The following is a 17,633-nucleotide window of genomic DNA, read 5'->3' on the forward strand; positions in this document are numbered from 1 at the left end:
GCTTCGGGCACGGATGCGCCTGAAGCCTCACCCCCGCGTACCCCTCGTCACTCCTTCATCCGCCAAGCCAAAACTCCCATATACAACTTAAAACCATCCTCCGGCCTTTTAATATCCAACCCCGTAACCGCCTGAATCCTCCCCAGCCGATACTTCACCGTATTCCTATGCGTATGCAGCACCCCAGCCGTCTCATCCAGACTCCCCGAACACATAAAATACGTCCACAGAGTCTCTAAAAACTCCCGACTCTCCACCGGTGCCAAAATCCTCTCAAATACATCCCTTTTCCCCGCTGAAAAAAGATCCTGCAACACACAGTACATCTCAACCTTTTCATATACGCAGACACAATTCTCAGGCTGAAGCTTTCTCATGACCCTAATTGCCTTAAACGCATCACTGTATGTATCGCGAATCCCGGCGAGTCCAGTCCGGACCGGACCGATAGAACAGACAAACTTATCCGTTCCCGCATTCCACAGAGAACATATTCTCTCCTCTTCAAAAAAATCCACAAGCGTCTCCCGAAGCCTGCACTCATCCTCTCCCTCAGTCAGAATCAGATACCCCTTCTCCAACGGAACCATCACACACTCCCTGATCCCAGCAGTCTCTCTCATCCTCTCCAACAAAGTCCGCCCCAGAAACCTGATCCCCTTCCAATCCTGCTCATCCGGCACATACCGCTTTCTGAAATTGATCACCACCGCCGAAAACCAGTCATGCTCCACGTCCATCCCAAAAAGCCGTCCCCGTTCCTCCATCAGGATCTCATCACTGTAATTCTCGTAAAGAATATCCTTCACATACTTCTCCAGAATCTCCGAGTTTCCCTCCTCCTCAAAGATCAGATTCATCACATTCACAATAATATCAATATAAGCCAGCTCCCCCGGAATCTCCAAAACCGGCAGTCCCACCTCATCCGCCGCTCTCTTCACACTCTCCGCGACAGTCTTCACATACTGCCCCGTCTTCACCGCAATACAACAGCACGTATCCGCCAGATCCCGGATCAAGGCACACTGATCCTCCTCACTCTTCCGCACCGAATAAAAACTCGTGATCAGAAAATCATTTCCCTTGAGCCACCTCTTGATCTCCGGGACCTCCATCACCGTCACATGCTCCACTTTCCTAAAAAGTCCCTCTTCCCCCGCCACCACGCGGACACCCCGCATAACCGAGAGCTTCAGGACATCACTTACCTTTGCCACAAAAGTCCCTATCTCCTTTACAAATCATTACACTTTTCCATTCAAGGAACAATTGTTAATTACGTTATCTCCTAAGCGGAAATCATAACTTACGTTATAGACCCTAATACACATAACTATTTTACCACATTCTACGATTATTCTCAATCTATCCTTGCCTTAATGCCACTCCACAAGCCCCGTCATACTGTCTATCTCGTTGCCTCTCGTCTTCCTGTTCCATCACCTTACAAATAATCGTATCAATCTGCACCGAATCAGCATGTTTTTTTTACACCCTTCAAATTTAATCATCCCTATTTTTCAAATAATGTTTTTACATATAAATTCTCACCATAACAATGCCGTTTAAAAAATTCCAAATATTTTTTACTCTTCCACAAACTCCCGCGCCTTTTTGTCCCTCCGGGACAAAAACAGCCAACCCAGGCATGCCAGTGCACAGCGGGGGTGAGGCTTCGGGCACGGTCGCGCCTGATTTTGGGGGCTGGCTTCCTCTTGGCGCGCGGGAGAAACCGCCCCAAAAATCCCCCAAGCTTCCGCGCCCGAAGCCTCACCCCCGCGTACTCCTGTCACTCCTTCATCCCCGGCCTGAAGATAATCGCACCCAGATATCCAAACACCAACGCCCCACTGATCCCCACAGCACTGGCTGTAAATCCCCCTTTAAAGATTCCAAGCACTCCATCCTCTGCCATCGCCTTCACAACCCCTTTCCAAAGTGTATTTCCAAATCCAAGCAGCGGCACAGTCGCTCCTGCCCCGGCCCACTCGGCAAACGGCTCATACACTCCCAAAAATCCAAGGACACTCCCGCTGACCACTAACAGCACCATGATCCTCCCCGGCATCATCTTTGTCTTATCCATCAGGATCTGCACCAGCATGCAGATCAGACCACCCACAAGAAAAGCTCTGATATATTCCATAGCCACACTCACTCCACTTCTCATTCCTAAGATTTATATTTTCACACTCTGTATGATCCACGTCCGTCTTCCCTTAACATTTTTCCAACAGATTGTTCCTCCTTCGAAAATCCCCGGCTAAGTTCTTACAGAAAATCCGGCGTCTCCAGCACCACCCCATGCGCGATCCCCGGCACACTCTTCCCCTCATTAAAGCTCACCGTAGAAAGCAGAGCCCCCGTCGGCAGAAACAGCACCCTTTTCCACTCCCCATTCCTGATCTTCGGCAAAACAAACCCGCAAAGCACCGCCGCTGAACACCCACATCCGCTTCCCCCGGCATGGGTATCCTGCTCCTCCGGCGAAAACATCTCGATCCCGCAGTCCATATATCGGCTCTCGATCCGGTATCCTGCCTTCATAAGATAATCCAGCAGAAGTCTCCGTCCCACTGTCCCCAGATCCCCGGTGATGATCTTATCATAATGTGTCTCGTCCACCCCGAGATCCCTGAAATTTTGCAGGATCGTATCAAGCGCCGCCATCGCCATCGCAGCCCCCATATTCATGGAGTCATGAAAATCCATATCCACAATTTTTCCCGTCGTCACCGCCGTGATCTTCGCAAGCGGCGCTTCCTTCCCCCGGCAATCCCCGGAGGACACGATCACCGCTCCGCACCCAGTCACCGTCCATGTAGCCGAATACGGCCTCTGATTCCCATATTCCAACGGAAAACGGAACTGCTTCTCCGCCGAAGCGAAATGGCTGGAAGCGCCTACAAGAACATGATCCGCAAATCCACCCTCCACGCACATGGCGCCCAGCCCCAGACCTTCCCCCATGGTGGAGCATGCTCCGTAAAGCCCGAACATTGGGATCTCCAGATTTATATTTCCAAAAGAAGTGGCGATGAGCTGTGCCAGAAGATCCCCCGCAAACGAATACCTGATTTCTTCCTTCGAAAGCCCGCTCTTCTCGATCACAAGACCTGCAGTCCTGCTCTGAAGCTCACTCTCCGCCTCCTCCCAGCTTTTCTTTCCCAGCATGGGATCCAGCTCCACCCGGTCAAAAAAAACGCCAAGAGGCCCGTCTCCTTCCTTCTTTCCCACCGTCGACGCAGCCGCCATGATCAGCGGCGGATTTTCAAACACCACACTGGCACGCCCGCGCTGCTTTCTTAACGTTCCTGTTTTCTCATCCATTTTTCTATCCACTCCCATCTTTATTTTGGTCTCAATTCACCTATCAGTTACATCCATACATATCGTACTTTTTGAACAAAAACGACTCCAATCGTACTAAATAAATATACCTTAACACTCCAGTACCCGCGCAGTCATTCGCAACAGACTTCATCCTCACATAGGTACACCAAAATAAGGTCTCCATGCAAATAGAATCCCCAAAATAAACAAAAAGATGCAGGAATCCGAAGTCCACCTCGAATTTCCGCATCTTTTCCCACGACACACATTCTATAAATTTTTCACTCACATCGCCTGAAGCAGCCCCAAAATCACCGAGTACACCGCCTCATTCTTTTTCACCACAAATGCCAGCTCCTCCTTTGCCTGGTTCAGCCTGTGAAACAGCCGCCTTACACTCCGGTTCCCAGACCGCAGATATCCCGTCTCATCATAAAAATATCTCTCATCCAGCAAAACGACAAGCCGCTCCACATCCTCGCTGCTCCCGGCATTCTCCTCAAAATACCGATATCCCAGCGCCAGATACCCTTTTAAAAGCTTCTCTGCTTCCTCCTCATCATTCCCGTACCCAGCCGAGACATGGGGATACATCCGTCTCCCCTTTCCTCTGGTCAGGCGCATCATATTCTGGATAAAAACAGACAGCTCTGCGTTCGTCCGGATCCGGTTCGTCATCCGGAATGTCTGCACACCCGGCACAGATTTCCACACCATCTCAGCGCTCTCCCCCAGCTCATCCGGCGAGATCACATCCTCGCAGTCCCCGGAAAAGATCACCGGCCGCCGGCTACTGATCCCAGCCAGCAGCTCCCTCGCCCCAGGCTCAAGAAGATGTGCCTCATCCACCAGAACCGCGGAACACTCTTCCAGACCGCACTCCGCCCCAATTTCGGAATCTGGCAGATACTCCACCCGCCGGAGTCTCTCATGAAGCCGCTTCCAGTCCTTCTTGCTCTCCCCGCAGTGGATCATGCAGACCCTCTGCTTCCCGGAAAGCTTCATAGCGATATCGTAGAGCAGCAGCGTCTTTCCCGTCCCCGGAAGTCCCGTAAACCAGTACGCCCCGGTCCGCTCCGCCCGGATTTTCTTTAAGATCTGGCGTTCAATATCCCGCTGCTGGGCAGTCAGGAAATATTCCTTGTTCAGGAATCGCTCCGGCTCTGTGAGAGGCGAGATCAGATACAGTTCCGCCTGAAACAGCTCCTCCACATCGCCCTCATAGTCCTTTCCGCCATCCCTCAGATCCGCGCAAAGCTGTTCCCAGTCCGCGTCCACGATCCGGTCGTGGTTCGTAAGGCGGACAAGCCGGTTCTGGCTGCTGATATATGTATAGGACCGGATCGTCTTTCCCTGCACCGCGAGATAATATCGGTTCTGTATCAACTGTTTCCGCAGTGCCTCATCGGAGACTGCTCCGCTCTTCAGCTCCACATTCACGATCTGGTCCTCCCTGATCTGCAGAAGGTCAAACTCCTTTCCCAGTCTCGGAATCTGAAACGAGTAAAAGAACCAAAGCGCATACACCTCGTCCATATGCGTCTCCAATTCCCTCACAAAGGCCTTCATGCTGTCAAGCTCCCACTCCCGCATCTTCAAAAAGTACCCACGCCCCGACATCTGTCTCTCCAGCTTCTGGACGCAGGAAATATTCTGATTTCTTGTGAGCGTATAGATCGATACTGATTTCACGTTTTCCTCCGCTTATTCCATGCTGACGCTGTTCATATGCTACACAGCCGCCGCATCTTCTCTCTCCATTATACGTTCCTGCCGGTTCGTTTACAAGTATCTCCAGAAATACTTCACCATCCCCAGCACCCAGCTCGCAAGGATCCCGTAGAGGATCACCGGTCCCGCGATCGTAAAGATCTTGCAGCCGATCCCGAAGACATGGCCCTCCGCCTTGTACTCGATTGCCGGGGACACCACGGAATTCGCAAATCCTGTGATGGGAACCAGGGCTCCGGCTCCACCGAATTTTACGATCTTCTGGTACACATGAAACCCCGTCAGGATCACGCTGAGGCCGATGAGACTCAATGTCGTCCACGCCGCCGCGCTCTCTTTCTCGATCCCGAAGGACATGTAGACGGATGTGAATACCTGTCCCAGCATGCAGATCAGTCCGCCAACGAGAAACGCCCGCCAGAGGTTCTTCCAGGTGTTGTGAACCGGTGTCACCTGCTTCACATATTTTCCGTACTCTTTCTTATCGATCTCCATAAATTCCTCCATGTATACTTTCAAATTGAACGTTCGTGAGACTTGGCGCGTGATTCTGGTCAGCGAAGCTGACAGATTCCTATCAGAATCACTGCGCATCCTCGCGAAGCGTTTATCTCAGTCGGAGATCAGACTCCCACTGAGATAAATCATCCGAATCCCCGCAGAAAATACACTGCCGATCCAAATGCCTTTCCCGCAGCCACCGCCAGGATCACATACTGCAGCCCCACCGCCAGCCCGATCCGGCGGTTCAGGATCGGCAGTGCCTTTAGCGTTTCCGCCAAAGACATCACAAGGCATCCCACGAAAATTCCGACAGCCGTCCCACACACTGCGAGCACAAACTTTCCAGGGAACGGAAATGCCACGCTGTAGAAGTCCGCCAGATTCCCCCATGTTCCCCCGAGGATCAGAAGCGTCTCGTAGAGGATCACATGCCCCGCTGTGTGGGTCACGCCGATGAGTCTCGGGAACACGCCGATGATGGCGAGGAAGGCAAAGATCCCGGCAGCGATCACTGCCCCGGCACCGAGGCCTGCAAAGGCCAGAATCCCAAGCTTAAGATACATCGACCCCTGACTCCTTTCTCCCGCCATTTTTGATCAACGTCTTATTTAAGTTCTCCTCGTAGAGCCGCATCTCCACCTCTATGGGCGTAGGGTCCACCGTGATCTTCCAGGAGGCGAAATGGTTGAAGAACAATAAAATCCCCAGGGCCAGTCCCACGGAGTAGGACGCCTCCAGGATCGTCGGTCCGTCCGCCCGGGTCCCGATGATCATCTCATAGAGCTTCGCGAACACATCCGTCACGTTGGCGTCGTTGTTGAATGTCATGATGGCAAACGCCGCCCCGAAAAACGCCACTGCGGACACCATGGCCGTCTTCATCCACTCCCATACCAGACTTTTCTTCTTCCCTGCCCGGTATGTGACCACGAAATCCGATTCCCCGAGATTGTCCACCTGGATATTCTGGCCGGTCTTCTCGATCTTTTCCACGAGTTCCATGACATTTCCAACAAACACTGCCTCTTTTCCCTTCCCGGAAAATGAGGTGATTTTCACGGCTTTCGCCTTCGCCTCCGCAGCCCTGTCGCTGCTGTGGACATCGGCGATCATTCCGAGGTACACTTCCGGCTCATAAACTTCCTTCACCTGGGGAAGCTTTAAGTAGATCGTCGTGCTGCTCATGCGCTCCACGGCTTTCTGTCCATATCCCCAATGGTCTTTAAAACCCCTGTGACAGTGCCTCGGCAGACTTCCATTTCCGTCCCCGGCACCATCACGAATGTCCCCGACTGCTCCGCTTTCTTTGCCGGGACCGCCACGAGAAAATACCAGAACACAAACACCAGTCCTGCCAGCGCCAGCACCGCAAAAATGATCTCCACGTAGTCCTTTAACGGTTTCATAATATTCCACCTTCTCATCCTGTTTATCGCATTGCTTTACGCAAATAGGATGTTCCGAATCAATGGACATTATACATAACCATGGGCAGAATCATTTTCATCTTTTATGAAGTCAGTCTCTCCCTCATCTCCCTCAAGATCTTCTTCTCCAGCCGCGACACCTGCACCTGGGAGATTCCAAGCCGCCCTGCGATCACGGTCTGGGTCATATTTTCAAAATACCGCATTTTTATGATCTGCTGTTCCTTCTCCCCGAGACCGGATAAAAGCTCCGCCAGCACGATCCGGTCCAGGACCCTGTCATTCTCCGATGTCTTTTCCGCGATCTTATCCGCCAGGCAGCCTCCGGATTCATCCCCGGCATCGAAGGGCTCGTAGATGGATCCGACTCTCGCCCCAGCTTCCATGGATGCCGCAACCTCCTCACGGCTGGCTCCCACCGACCTTGCAAGCTCCTCCACTGTCGGCTCCCGCCCGAGGTCCGCCTCCAGCTTTTCTCTCGCCGCCCCGACTTTTCCCGCCAGTTCCTTTAGCGGCCTGCTGACCTTGATCATCCCGTCATCCCGGAGAAATCTCCTGATCTCCCCGGTGATCATGGGAACGGCATAGGTGGAAAACCGGACGCCCAGTTCTGTGTCGAAATGGTCGATGGCCTTTATAAGGCCGATGTTCCCGATCTGGAACAGGTCATCCGGTTCCGGTCCTCTCCCGATAAATCTCCGGACGATACTCCAGACAAGGCCCGCGTTCTCCATGACGAGGCGGTCCCTCGCCTCTTTATCCCCTGCGTGTGAACGTTTTAAGAGTTCCGCAGTGTCCGCCATCCCGTCACCTGCCGATCTTCTTTTTCATGGTGACGGAGGTTCCCTTTCCCGGTGCGGAGACCACCTCCACCCGGTCCATGAAGGCCTCCATGAAGGAGAATCCCATGCCGGACCTCCCGTCCTCCGGACATGTGGTGAACATGGGTTCCATGGCCTGCTCCACGTCACGGATCCCGACTCCCTCATCCCGCACCGTCACAGAAAACAGCCGCTCCTTTTCCCATGCCGTCGCCGAAAGATAGATCTTCCCTTCCTGTCCCCGGTATCCGTGGATCACCGCGTTCGTCACTGCCTCTGAGACGGCGGTCTTGATATCGTCCAGTTCCTCCAGCGTCGGGTCCAGACGGCTCGCGAAAACGGCTGCCACGACTCTCGCGAACTCCTCGTTCTCTGACCGGCTCTCCATAATGAGTTCCATAGTCTCACACTCCGGCATTCCTACATTTTTCCCGTTCTCTCCAGTCTGCTCTGCCTGTACTTTCTGCGTTTCCTGTACGGTCTGTCCTGTCTCTTCCATCCCTATACCTCCCTGCTGTAGATTGCTTCTTCTTTCGACTCATACTGATGCATCAGCCCCAGAATTCCCGCAACCTTTAAGACCCGCATCACCTGCGGGCAGGCACCGTAAAAACTGGTATGGCCTGCTTTCATCTGCTTGTAGCGGTTTAAGAGGACGCCGATGCCGGAGCTGTCCATGAACCGGGTACGCGTAAAATCGAAAATGATTCTGGAGACATAATTTTCCGCCATCAGAAGGTCCGTCTCATATCTCAGATTCCGGCAGTTGTGATGGTCGAACTCCTTCGGCAGGTGAATGATGAGTGTGGGGCCTTTTGCCTCGTATACGAATGAATCTTCCATAAATTTTTCCTCCCATTTCAAAATTTTGCAGCCAAATTCAGCCCACAGCCTGTATCCCAATGCGAGGCTGATTTTCACAAATTTTTCTTACCTCAAAACAGCTTTCTAAATCCATTCTCCTGTAGTTTTCTAGTCTGAAACAACAAAAAAGAGACCTCACAGTATTTTCTTCTGTAAAGTCTCTTTTAAGTTTTTTCTAGGTAAGGTTTATCAACGAACCTCTATACACTCTCTGTGAAACAGAAACCAGAATTGCTCCTTAGTATCCTCTCTCTTCCTTCGCCTTCTCCGCAAACTCCGAATCTGCAAAGTTCATGATGACCTGTCCGAACATCTGGTTCGCGTTGTCGGTATCGCCCTTTGCCTTGTATACCATTCCCATGTTGTAGATGACTTCCGGGTTCTTGTCGTTGAATTTCATGTATCTCTCATAATAGCGGAGCGCTGAGTCGTAGTCCCCGACAGAGTTTGACTGGGCTGCTGCCGCCATAAGGACTGTCGGGGCGTTGGCATCCATGTCCGCCTTGATTTCATTTAAGATCGCCACAGAGCTGTTATCCGTGATCTTCGACTGATCCATATCCACATAAGTCAGAACCGCCGTGTTCGTATCACCTTTGCGGTACGCGTCCAGGATCTTTGCGAGCGCCGCGTACTGGTTCACCGTGCTTCCGGAATCGCCCTTTAAGTCATTTAACTGGCCTTCCGCGTCCTCCTTCTGCTTCTGGTAATCCTCAACCTGGAGCTTCAACTTGTCCGTCTCCTGGTTCGCGAGATTTAACTTATCCGTGTAGGACTGCATCTCCTGATTATGTTCATAGTTTAACGTTCGCTCCCTCGCCGGCATGATGAGGAACACGACCATGACCGCCCCCAGGACAAGACCGATACCGATGTTGATGATGGACTGCCAGCCCGTGTTCTCCTTGTAGGTCGGAGGCAGAATAACGTCATCGTCCTGCATCTCCCTGTGGGAAAACGCGTTCTTCATCTTCCGTTTCTCGACCTCCGCCTTGCCGGTCCGGCTCTTTACGTATTCCATGTACCGGGTGGCTTTCTCGTTATTGTTATCGATCTGAAGTACCTTGAACAGGGATTTTCCGGCTTTCGTGTAGTCCCCGTGCTCCATGTAGAGAAGCGCCAGAAGCAGATGCGCTTTCACGAAATTCGGCTTCTCGTCGACAATCCTCTTAAGCTGCAGGACCGCCAGATCATCACTGTCATTCTGGGCATAGAATAATGCCTGATTGAACTTCTTTACCATCTGGCTCGCGATCTCAAGCTGTCCCGGCTTTCTCTGGACCTCATCGAGGTAATAGTCTGCCCGGTTTCCGTCCGGCTGGAGATTGATGCTGATGACCCACTGGATCAGCGCATCTGACGTCTCACCCATCTCGTAAAAGATCAGTCCAAGAAGGTTTCTGGCATCTGTGTGGTATTTATTAAACTGCAGGGCGCGTTTTAAGAATCTCGCCGCCCCGGAAAGGTTTCTCTCCTTTGCCATTTCCAGACCGCGGTTGTAGTAGCTGTTGGCCGCGTACTGGATCTTCTGCATCTCATCCATATATTACTTTTCCTTTTTGATATCCTTCATGATGTCCATCATAATATCTGCCATATCTGTGAGGTCACTCTTTACGATGGCGTCGCTGACCGCCTCCACCTCAAGACTCGGCTTGAAGCGCTCGATCTCTTCCTCAAAGTTGATCATTTTTCTTCCTCCTTTGGTGTCCCGGCAGCCGCATACCGGAACGGTCTGCTTAACTTGTGCTTTGGCTGATCTGTTCCTTTACTTCCCCTGCAAGATACAGTGACCCAGCGATAAACGAGAGATCCCGTTCTCCATGCAGGTCAAGTAATTCCTTCACGGCGTGTTTCACATTCTGGCTCACCCGGTACTCCGTCTCTTCTCCACATTCCGCCCGCAGCTTTTCTGCCGCCGCTTCCAGATCCTCCACGGAGAGGGTCCGGTGTGACTCCATTTTCGATAAGATCCACAGATCCGGTTTCAGCCGCTCTGCAATCTCACGCAGCATCCGTTGATGATCCTTGTCCGTGGAGACCGCAAACAAGATCCGCACATGATCCGGCTTCCGAAGTTCCTTTAATCTGCAGGCCGCGTCGAGAAATGCCCGGATCCCGTCCGCATTGTGGGCCCCGTCGAGGTAGACACCAGTGCTGATCTCCTCCATTCTTGCAGGCCATTTTGCCTTTTTTACTCCCTCTGCCGCCTGTTCAGGCGCCACCGGAAGTCCGGAAACCTCCAATGCCCGGATCGCCAGAGCTGCGTTCATGAGCTGGTAGGGAGCCGCAAATGGGATCTCAAATAAAGTCTCCCCGCCGCGGTAGGAAAAACTCATATTCTGGAATCCCGCCGCGCCCGGATCCGGAGATTTTACGAGACGGGTTCGGATCCCGTGACGGACTTCATCCGGCGTCACGGGAAATCCTTCAGATTTCATTTCCTTTGCTTTCGCAAAGATCACCGCCGATGCTTCCGGTGAACTGTCATCATACACCACAGGACGCCGGGACTTTATGATCCCCGCCTTATGCGCCGCGATCTCCGGGATCGTGGATCCTAAAAACGCTGTATGGTCGATGCTGATGGACGTGATGACGGAGACGAGAGGTTCCTCCACAACATTCGTCACATCGTTTGTTCCACCCATTCCGGTCTCTAAGACCAAAATCCTTATCCCGGCATTCCGGAATATGCAGAGTCCCATGTAAAATAAAAATTCAAAATAGGTGGGATGGGGCTCTCCTCTCTTTTCCCATATCCCGCAGGCATGCTGTACCTCCAGAAATGCCCTGATAAAATCCGGCTCCGGGACTATCTCCCCGTTTATAAGGAACCGCTCCCGGATATCCACAAGATGAGGGGACACGAATGTCCCGCAGGGAATTTTTGCTTCCCGGATCATGGAGGTGAGGAATGCACAGACGGAACCCTTTCCGTTGGTTCCCGCCACATGGATCACATGAAATTCCCGGTCCGGTTCTCCAAGAAGACCAAGAAATTCCCGTACTTTTAAAAGACTGCTCTTTTTTCTCGCATATCCCGGGATCGCCTCGATCTGATCCCAGACTTCCTGCATCGTTATGTACTCCAAGAAATCGCCTCCTGTTGTGACCTGCAATCGGAACGCTGTCTGGCGTTATTCCCGGTACAGAAAATATATGCCGTAAACGGCAGCGTTTCTTTCACTTATGATACCTGTTTATGGTATTTTTTGCAACCAGAACATGTCGGAAAGATTCGACAGGATTGCTGTATCCTACGGTATTTTGTGAACGAAAAAATGCTGTATGATACAGTGGCGGCAGCAGTCTGCTCCTCCCATAAAATGAACAGCCACAGGCCATAAAACCTGCGGCTGCCCTGACAGCAGGTCATGTTCCACCCACTGTCCTTTCCTGCTGAAACCATTCAGCACTTTCATGCCATGGTCATATTTTCATCGATTACTTACCAAGCTGAGCCAGACGAGTCTTTACCTGCTCCATCATCTCGGTGTACTTCTGAAGTTTTGCCTTCTCCTCATCGATCTTCGCCTGCGGTGCCTTGCTTACGAACTTTTCGTTTGCAAGCATTCCGTTTACGCGGGCAAGCTCTTTTGTGAGGCGCTCTTCTTCCTTCTTTAAGCGCTCGGTCTCCTTCTCGATGTCGACAAGCTCAGCGAACGGCATATAGATCGCTGCCTTCGGGATCACTGCGGATACAGCGTCCTCACCGATTCCTGTCTTATCCTTCTGGATCACTACCTCACTGGCGGAAGCAAGGGTACTGAAGAATACACGGCTGTTCTCGAAGATATCCGTGAGATCGGCATCCTCAGTCACAACAAATACTTTTGCCTTTCTGCTCGGCGGAACGTTCATGGATGTGCGCACATTACGGATCGCGCGGACAGCCTCTTTGATGACCTCAACCGCGTGCTCGTCTGCCGCGAAGTTCCACTCTTCCTTATATACCGGCCAGGAGGAGATCATGATGGACGGCTCCTCATCCTGTAAATTGCAGAAGATCTCCTCTGTGATAAACGGCATGAACGGATGTAAGAGCTTTAAGGAATTGATCAGAACCGTCTTTAAGGTCCAGATCGCAGCCGCCTTCGTCCGGTCCTCATCGTTCCAGAGACGCGGTTTTACCATCTCGATATACCAGTCACAGAATTCCTCCCATACGAAGTCGTAGACCTTCTGGAGAGCGATTCCGAGCTCGTACTTGTCCATGTTTTCCGTTACTTCCTTCGCAAGGTCGTTGACCTTGGAGAGGATCCATTTATCTGCTGCCGTGAGGTCTGTAAGCTTTGCCTCGCCTGCCGGCGCTTTCTCGATATTCATCATGATGAAACGGCTCGCGTTCCATACCTTGTTTGCGAAGTTTCTGCTGGCCTCGACTCTCTCCCAGTAGAAACGCATATCGTTGCCCGGTGCATTTCCTGTCATAAGTGTCATACGGAGAGCATCCGCGCCGTACTTGTCGATCACCTCTAACGGATCAATACCGTTTCCTAAGGACTTACTCATCTTGCGTCCCTGAGAATCGCGGACAAGACCATGGATCAGGACAGTGTTGAACGGGCACTCGCCTGTCTGCTCAAGTCCCGAGAATACCATACGGATAACCCAGAAGAAGATGATATCGTATCCGGTAACGAGAACGTCGGTCGGATAGAAGTACTTCATCTCATCTGTATCCTTCGGCCAGCCCAGTGTGGAGAACGGCCATAACGCGGAGGAGAACCAGGTATCAAGGGTGTCCTCATCCTGCTTTAAATGTGTGCAGCCGCACTTCGGACACTTCTCCGGCATCATCTTCGCAACCGTCATCTCGCCGCACTCTTCACAGTAGTAAGCCGGGATCCTGTGTCCCCACCAGAGCTGTCTGGAGATACACCAGTCGCGGATCCCCTCAAGCCAGTGGAGATATGTCTTACCGAAGCTCTCCGGAACGAATCTTAATTTGCCGCTCTTTAATGCCTCGATGGCCGGTTTTGCCATCTCATCCATCTTTACAAACCACTGCGGTTTTACCATCGGCTCTACAGTTGTGCCGCAGCGGTCGTGGGTACCAACGTTGTGGCTGTGCGGAACGATTTTTACGAGAAGGCCCATTTCCTTTAAGTCCTCGACCATGGCTTTTCTCGCCTCGTAGCGGTCCATGCCGAAGTACTTGCCCGGAACATTGATGGTCGCGTCATCGTTCATGATGCAGATATCTTCCAGGTTGTGGCGTTTTCCGACCTCGAAGTCGTTCGGGTCGTGGGCCGGTGTGATCTTTACGCAGCCGGTTCCGAATTCCTTGTCAACATACTCGTCAGCGATCACCGGGATCTCGCGGTCTGTGAGCGGAAGCTTTAACATCTTTCCGATGATGTCTTTGTAGCGCTCGTCCTCCGGGTTTACAGCAACGGCGGTATCGCCGAGCAGTGTCTCCGGTCTCGTTGTGGCGATCTCGACGAATCTTCCCTCTTCGCCCACGATCGGGTAGTTGATGTGCCAGAAGAAGCCGTCCTGCTCCTTGTGCTCTACCTCAGCATCGGAGATGGATGTCTTGCAGACCGGACACCAGTTGATGATCCTGGATCCCTTGTAGATATATCCTTTTTCATAAAGGCGTGTAAATACTTCTAAAACAGCCTCAGAACAGCCTGCGTCCATGGTGAAACGCTCTCTGTCCCAGTCAGCGGAGGAGCCGAGCTTGTGGAGCTGTTTGATGATCCGTGTGCCGTACTCATCTTTCCATTTCCAGGCCTCTTTTAAGAATCCCTCACGTCCAAGGTCATTCTTGTTGATGCCCTCTTTTTTTAACTTGTCGATGACCTTGACCTCGGTAGCGATCGCCGCATGGTCTGTTCCCGGCTGCCAGAGTGCCTCATAACCCTGCATTCTCTTGTAACGGATCAGGATATCCTGCATCGTATTGTCGAGGGCATGTCCCATATGGAGCTGTCCTGTAATATTCGGCGGCGGCATTACGATCGTGAACGGCTTTTTGCCCTCGCGTCTTCCTCTCTCCGCGTCAGCGTGGAAATATTTGTTGTCCAGCCATTTCTGGTACAGACGGTCCTCAATGTCCGCCGGATTGTAGGTCTTTTCCAGTTCTTTCATGGTCTTCTCCTTAAAACTTTATCAACATGTTTCTTTTTTGTAACTGCAAAAATGTGGAGCAGTTACTGCTTTTCAATTTACTTTTTTATTATCAGCGCAAAATGCGCAGACTCACAAAATCATCTCGTTTACATCTGTTTTCTTACAACAGCATACTCGTCATCTGACTGGTAGAAGCCGCAGGAAAAATCACTTCCGCGGAGGAACGCGGACATCTCGTCCTCGTCGAGATCTGCCTCACAGACATAATATCCATACTCGTCATCATATGTGTAAAAGGCGCAGGTCTCGCAGTTCGTGATCCGTACTTTTTTCTGTTTTGCATCTTTTTTTACCATCATGTACTCCTCTCGAAAGGCAGCTGCTGTGCGCCTGCCGCGCACTCCCTCAGCTGCTGCCAACATTCGTAATCCGGGCTATCGCCCTGCTTACTCATATAAGAAAAGCCCTCTGCACTCTCATGCAAAGGGCGAATCACCGCGTTACCACCTTTATTTACTGTCCAGATCCAGGACGATCGTCCAAACAGCATCTCTTCGTTCTTAACGAGGTCTCTCCCCGGGAACAGCTACTTTTTATTTCACCATTCCGGCTCCGAAGCTACCTTCCATTTTTGCATTCCCGGACCGACTTCCAGCCTGTGATCAATCCTCTCTGAAGGTGCAGAAAATGTACTCCTCTTCTTCCCAGCCTTTCTTATATTCCATGGAGCAGGTCTCTTTATCAGCCACCTGTTCCATATCACGGTCATTTGATTTTTCCGGCCGCTCTTACATAATATAGTAGAATCCTGATAAAATGTCAAGGGAAACTACAGCATTCTCCTGTATTCCATCTTCCACTGATTCAGGATATCCCCCGCCGCTGCGATCCGGCCAGCCGGGTCTTTCTCGAATACGGCGGCAAGCTTCAGCGTCTCCGGCGCCTTCTCTGACTCTTCTCTCGCCGCTTCCACTTCTTTATTCCAGACTTCCTTATCGTCCTCCCCGATCATCTCCAGGAATTTATCCTTAAGCGAAAGCTCCGGATTCAGTATCGTGAGGAAGTACATGCGTTTCACATAATCCGCCTCCGGCTTCGCATTCCAGGCATTCTCGTAGGCGTGCATAGCTTTCTGGTAACAGAAGAGTTTCGCGTAGCAGGCCGCGATATTGTTCCAGACTTTTCCCCGGAAATCCCCGGAGAGATGGCGTCCGGCCCCATCTAAGATCTGCTCGTAGATCGTGACCGCTTTTCCGAAAAGATCCAGACCATAGAAATAATCTGCGCGGCGCTTCTCGTACTCTTCCTCTGAGAGTTTTTTCAGTCCGTTCACGGTCTGCCGGTAAGCCGCCTGCTCCTTCGGGGTATAATAATTGCATTCCTTGAGGATCAGGTACAGGATCTCCTCCGTTGCCCCGTGGCTGTCCATCCATTTTTCCACCCGTTCCGCAAGAAACGGCATCCGAAGCTCGCTTCTTAAAAACTCAGTCAGGCGTTTATCAATAAATCCCTCCAGCACCAGCAGCGGATTGTTGTAGATCACATAGCAGAGCTCCTGGGAGGAGTAGAGATGGATCCCAAGATCCTCGATATAAAGCGGAACCGTTACCGGTTCCTGTCTGCAGAGAATCAGGCTCATAATGTCACCTCCTGACGGACCACCGCGTCCGTTTTCGGGAACAGTTCCCCAAATCCCTGGTCCGTGAGCTTGACCACCATAGTCTTCTCATCTAAGAATCCCACAGCCACCCGGATCTTCGTCGTTTTGTTCGGGCGGTCCGGGAATCCCTCCAGGGGGATCTTCACGGTCCGTTTTTTCTTCGGCTCCTGCTGCGGTGTGATCGTAAAGCAGATCTCCTTCTCCCCGTCCGGGATCACTTCCACCACACTTCTCGCCTCGTACCAGCTCTCACCGGCGGATGCCAGACTGATCTCCGTCTTTGTATCCCGCTTCATAACCTCCAGAGAGACTGTGGACTTTAATTTTCCCTCGCAGAGACATACAAAGGATCCGGAACCGCTCTCGTTTAAGTAATCCTCAGCCTTCATGGCCGCACCTTTTGCGAAGATAGCTGTCTCCACGAAGACTCTTCTCCGGTTGCAGATCTGCTTCATAAATTCCGGCGCCCAGTCGGTTCTCGCGAAACCTTTTCCCGTCAGGAAGATCGAGGAAAAGATCTTTTTCTGTAAAAACCGCTCTCCGCAGGCGCACAGGATCTTATCTGCCATCTTTGCCCCGGAGCCTGTATCGAGAACGCTGAGGCTGAAGCCCTCTTCCAGCTCCTCATGCTCCGCGATGGCTGTCATCCGGCGCGGTCCTCTCGTGACCTTCAGTTCATAGTAACGCAGGTCCTCATCGGATAAGGAAAACATGCCAACCTGACCGCCCCAGACATCTCTTCTCTGGTTCAGCACATAGTAGACGAAGCATTCCGTGTGGCTTGCGATATGGACATTTCCTCTTGGGATCCCAAGAGCTTCCACGCTGGCCGTAAGTCCCTCCAAAAGCTTCATCTCCAAATTTTTGAGGCTGATGACCAGCTCATCGATCCTCTGTCCGGCATACTCCGCACGCACCATGGCGAGGATACTGCCTAAAAATCTCTGCAGCAGTTCCATTCCACCGTACTTTACGCCTCCGATGGTGGATGTTCCTTCTTTTGCCGCCAGGCTTAAGAGCTTATCAACGATGACGCCCTCGCCCACCAGCGTATATTTATATGCATCTTCCCCCACATACCACTCTTCCGCGGATTTTTTTCTGCAGATGACGGTCGGGAGCATCCACGCCTCCTCACGGCCCAGAACAGCCGCCTGAGTATAGGTATCACAGAGGTCGATGCCAACGATCAGTTTCTCCATTTATTTG

18 protein-coding genes and 1 other annotated feature are annotated in these 17,633 nt (G+C 51.9%); all 18 genes read right to left on the bottom strand.

Annotation, left to right across the window (positions count from 1 at the left end; genetic code table 11):
- Positions 1-47 precede the first annotated feature (47 nt).
- The gene (locus DXA87_RS00130) at positions 48-1,220 is read right to left on the bottom strand and encodes a PucR family transcriptional regulator ligand-binding domain-containing protein (RefSeq protein ID WP_117502935.1); all 1,173 of its coding nucleotides are present in this window, start codon (positions 1,218-1,220) and stop codon (positions 48-50) included.
- A gap of 572 nt (positions 1,221-1,792) precedes the next feature.
- Positions 1,793-2,149: a SpoVA/SpoVAEb family sporulation membrane protein gene (locus DXA87_RS00135; RefSeq protein ID WP_015554806.1), complete on the bottom strand. Its 357-nt coding sequence runs from the start codon at positions 2,147-2,149 to the stop codon at positions 1,793-1,795.
- Positions 2,150-2,274: 125 nt separating this feature from the next.
- Positions 2,275-3,333 (bottom strand): stage V sporulation protein AD, encoded by a 1,059-nt coding sequence (locus tag DXA87_RS00140; protein WP_117469819.1) that lies wholly within the window; start codon positions 3,331-3,333, stop codon positions 2,275-2,277.
- A gap of 288 nt (positions 3,334-3,621) precedes the next feature.
- Positions 3,622-5,028, bottom strand: a complete 1,407-nt coding sequence (locus tag DXA87_RS00145; protein ID WP_117502936.1) for an ATP-binding protein — start codon at positions 5,026-5,028, stop codon at positions 3,622-3,624.
- 90 nt (positions 5,029-5,118) lie between these two features.
- A complete protein-coding gene (locus DXA87_RS00150) occupies positions 5,119-5,562 on the bottom strand; it encodes a SpoVA/SpoVAEb family sporulation membrane protein (protein WP_015554808.1) in 444 nt (147 codons plus the stop codon).
- 149 nt (positions 5,563-5,711) lie between these two features.
- Positions 5,712-6,134: a stage V sporulation protein AB gene (locus DXA87_RS00155; protein ID WP_117502937.1), complete on the bottom strand. Its 423-nt coding sequence runs from the start codon at positions 6,132-6,134 to the stop codon at positions 5,712-5,714.
- A complete protein-coding gene (locus DXA87_RS00160) occupies positions 6,124-6,756 on the bottom strand; it encodes a stage V sporulation protein AA (RefSeq protein ID WP_117502938.1) in 633 nt (210 codons plus the stop codon). Before DXA87_RS00160 ends, DXA87_RS00155 begins: the two co-directional genes overlap by 11 nt.
- On the bottom strand, positions 6,753-6,977 hold the full coding sequence (locus DXA87_RS00165) for a hypothetical protein (protein WP_117502939.1): 225 nt from the start codon (positions 6,975-6,977) through the stop codon (positions 6,753-6,755). The genes DXA87_RS00160 and DXA87_RS00165 overlap by 4 nt, the downstream gene beginning before the upstream one ends.
- Positions 6,978-7,081: 104 nt before the next feature.
- Positions 7,082-7,801 (bottom strand): SigB/SigF/SigG family RNA polymerase sigma factor, encoded by a 720-nt coding sequence (locus tag DXA87_RS00170; RefSeq protein ID WP_117469822.1) that lies wholly within the window; start codon positions 7,799-7,801, stop codon positions 7,082-7,084.
- Between the two features lie 4 nt (positions 7,802-7,805).
- Positions 7,806-8,318 carry an anti-sigma F factor gene (gene spoIIAB / locus DXA87_RS00175; protein WP_343220988.1) on the bottom strand — a complete coding sequence of 171 codons (513 nt, stop codon included), beginning with the start codon at positions 8,316-8,318 and terminating at the stop codon, positions 7,806-7,808.
- Between the two features lie 2 nt (positions 8,319-8,320).
- On the bottom strand, positions 8,321-8,662 hold the full coding sequence (locus DXA87_RS00180; protein ID WP_015554814.1) for an anti-sigma factor antagonist: 342 nt from the start codon (positions 8,660-8,662) through the stop codon (positions 8,321-8,323).
- Positions 8,663-8,921: 259 nt separating this feature from the next.
- Positions 8,922-10,226, bottom strand: coding sequence for a tetratricopeptide repeat protein (locus tag DXA87_RS00185; protein WP_117502940.1), 1,305 nt, complete (start codon positions 10,224-10,226; stop codon positions 8,922-8,924).
- A gap of 3 nt (positions 10,227-10,229) precedes the next feature.
- Positions 10,230-10,373, bottom strand: coding sequence for a hypothetical protein (locus DXA87_RS18080; protein ID WP_015554816.1), 144 nt, complete (start codon positions 10,371-10,373; stop codon positions 10,230-10,232).
- Between the two features lie 49 nt (positions 10,374-10,422).
- Entirely contained in the window at positions 10,423-11,778 is a 1,356-nt protein-coding gene (locus DXA87_RS00190) for a folylpolyglutamate synthase/dihydrofolate synthase family protein (RefSeq protein ID WP_147326501.1), read from the bottom strand.
- A gap of 352 nt (positions 11,779-12,130) precedes the next feature.
- Positions 12,131-14,782 carry a valine--tRNA ligase gene (locus DXA87_RS00195; RefSeq protein ID WP_117502942.1) on the bottom strand — a complete coding sequence of 884 codons (2,652 nt, stop codon included), beginning with the start codon at positions 14,780-14,782 and terminating at the stop codon, positions 12,131-12,133.
- Positions 14,783-14,910: 128 nt separating this feature from the next.
- A complete protein-coding gene (locus DXA87_RS00200) occupies positions 14,911-15,123 on the bottom strand; it encodes a DUF6472 family protein (RefSeq protein WP_242997990.1) in 213 nt (70 codons plus the stop codon).
- 121 nt (positions 15,124-15,244) lie between these two features.
- Positions 15,245-15,479, bottom strand: a binding site (T-box leader).
- A gap of 114 nt (positions 15,480-15,593) precedes the next feature.
- Entirely contained in the window at positions 15,594-16,403 is an 810-nt protein-coding gene (locus DXA87_RS00210; RefSeq protein ID WP_117502944.1) for a hypothetical protein, read from the bottom strand.
- Positions 16,400-17,626, bottom strand: coding sequence for a DUF5716 family protein (locus DXA87_RS00215; protein WP_117502945.1), 1,227 nt, complete (start codon positions 17,624-17,626; stop codon positions 16,400-16,402). Before DXA87_RS00215 ends, DXA87_RS00210 begins: the two co-directional genes overlap by 4 nt.
- Between the last annotated feature and the right edge of the window lie 7 nt (positions 17,627-17,633).

It is taken from the genome of Desulfotomaculum sp. OF05-3 (assembly GCF_003435535.1).
Taxonomy (GTDB): Bacteria; Bacillota; Clostridia; order Lachnospirales; family Lachnospiraceae; genus Pilosibacter; species Pilosibacter fragilis.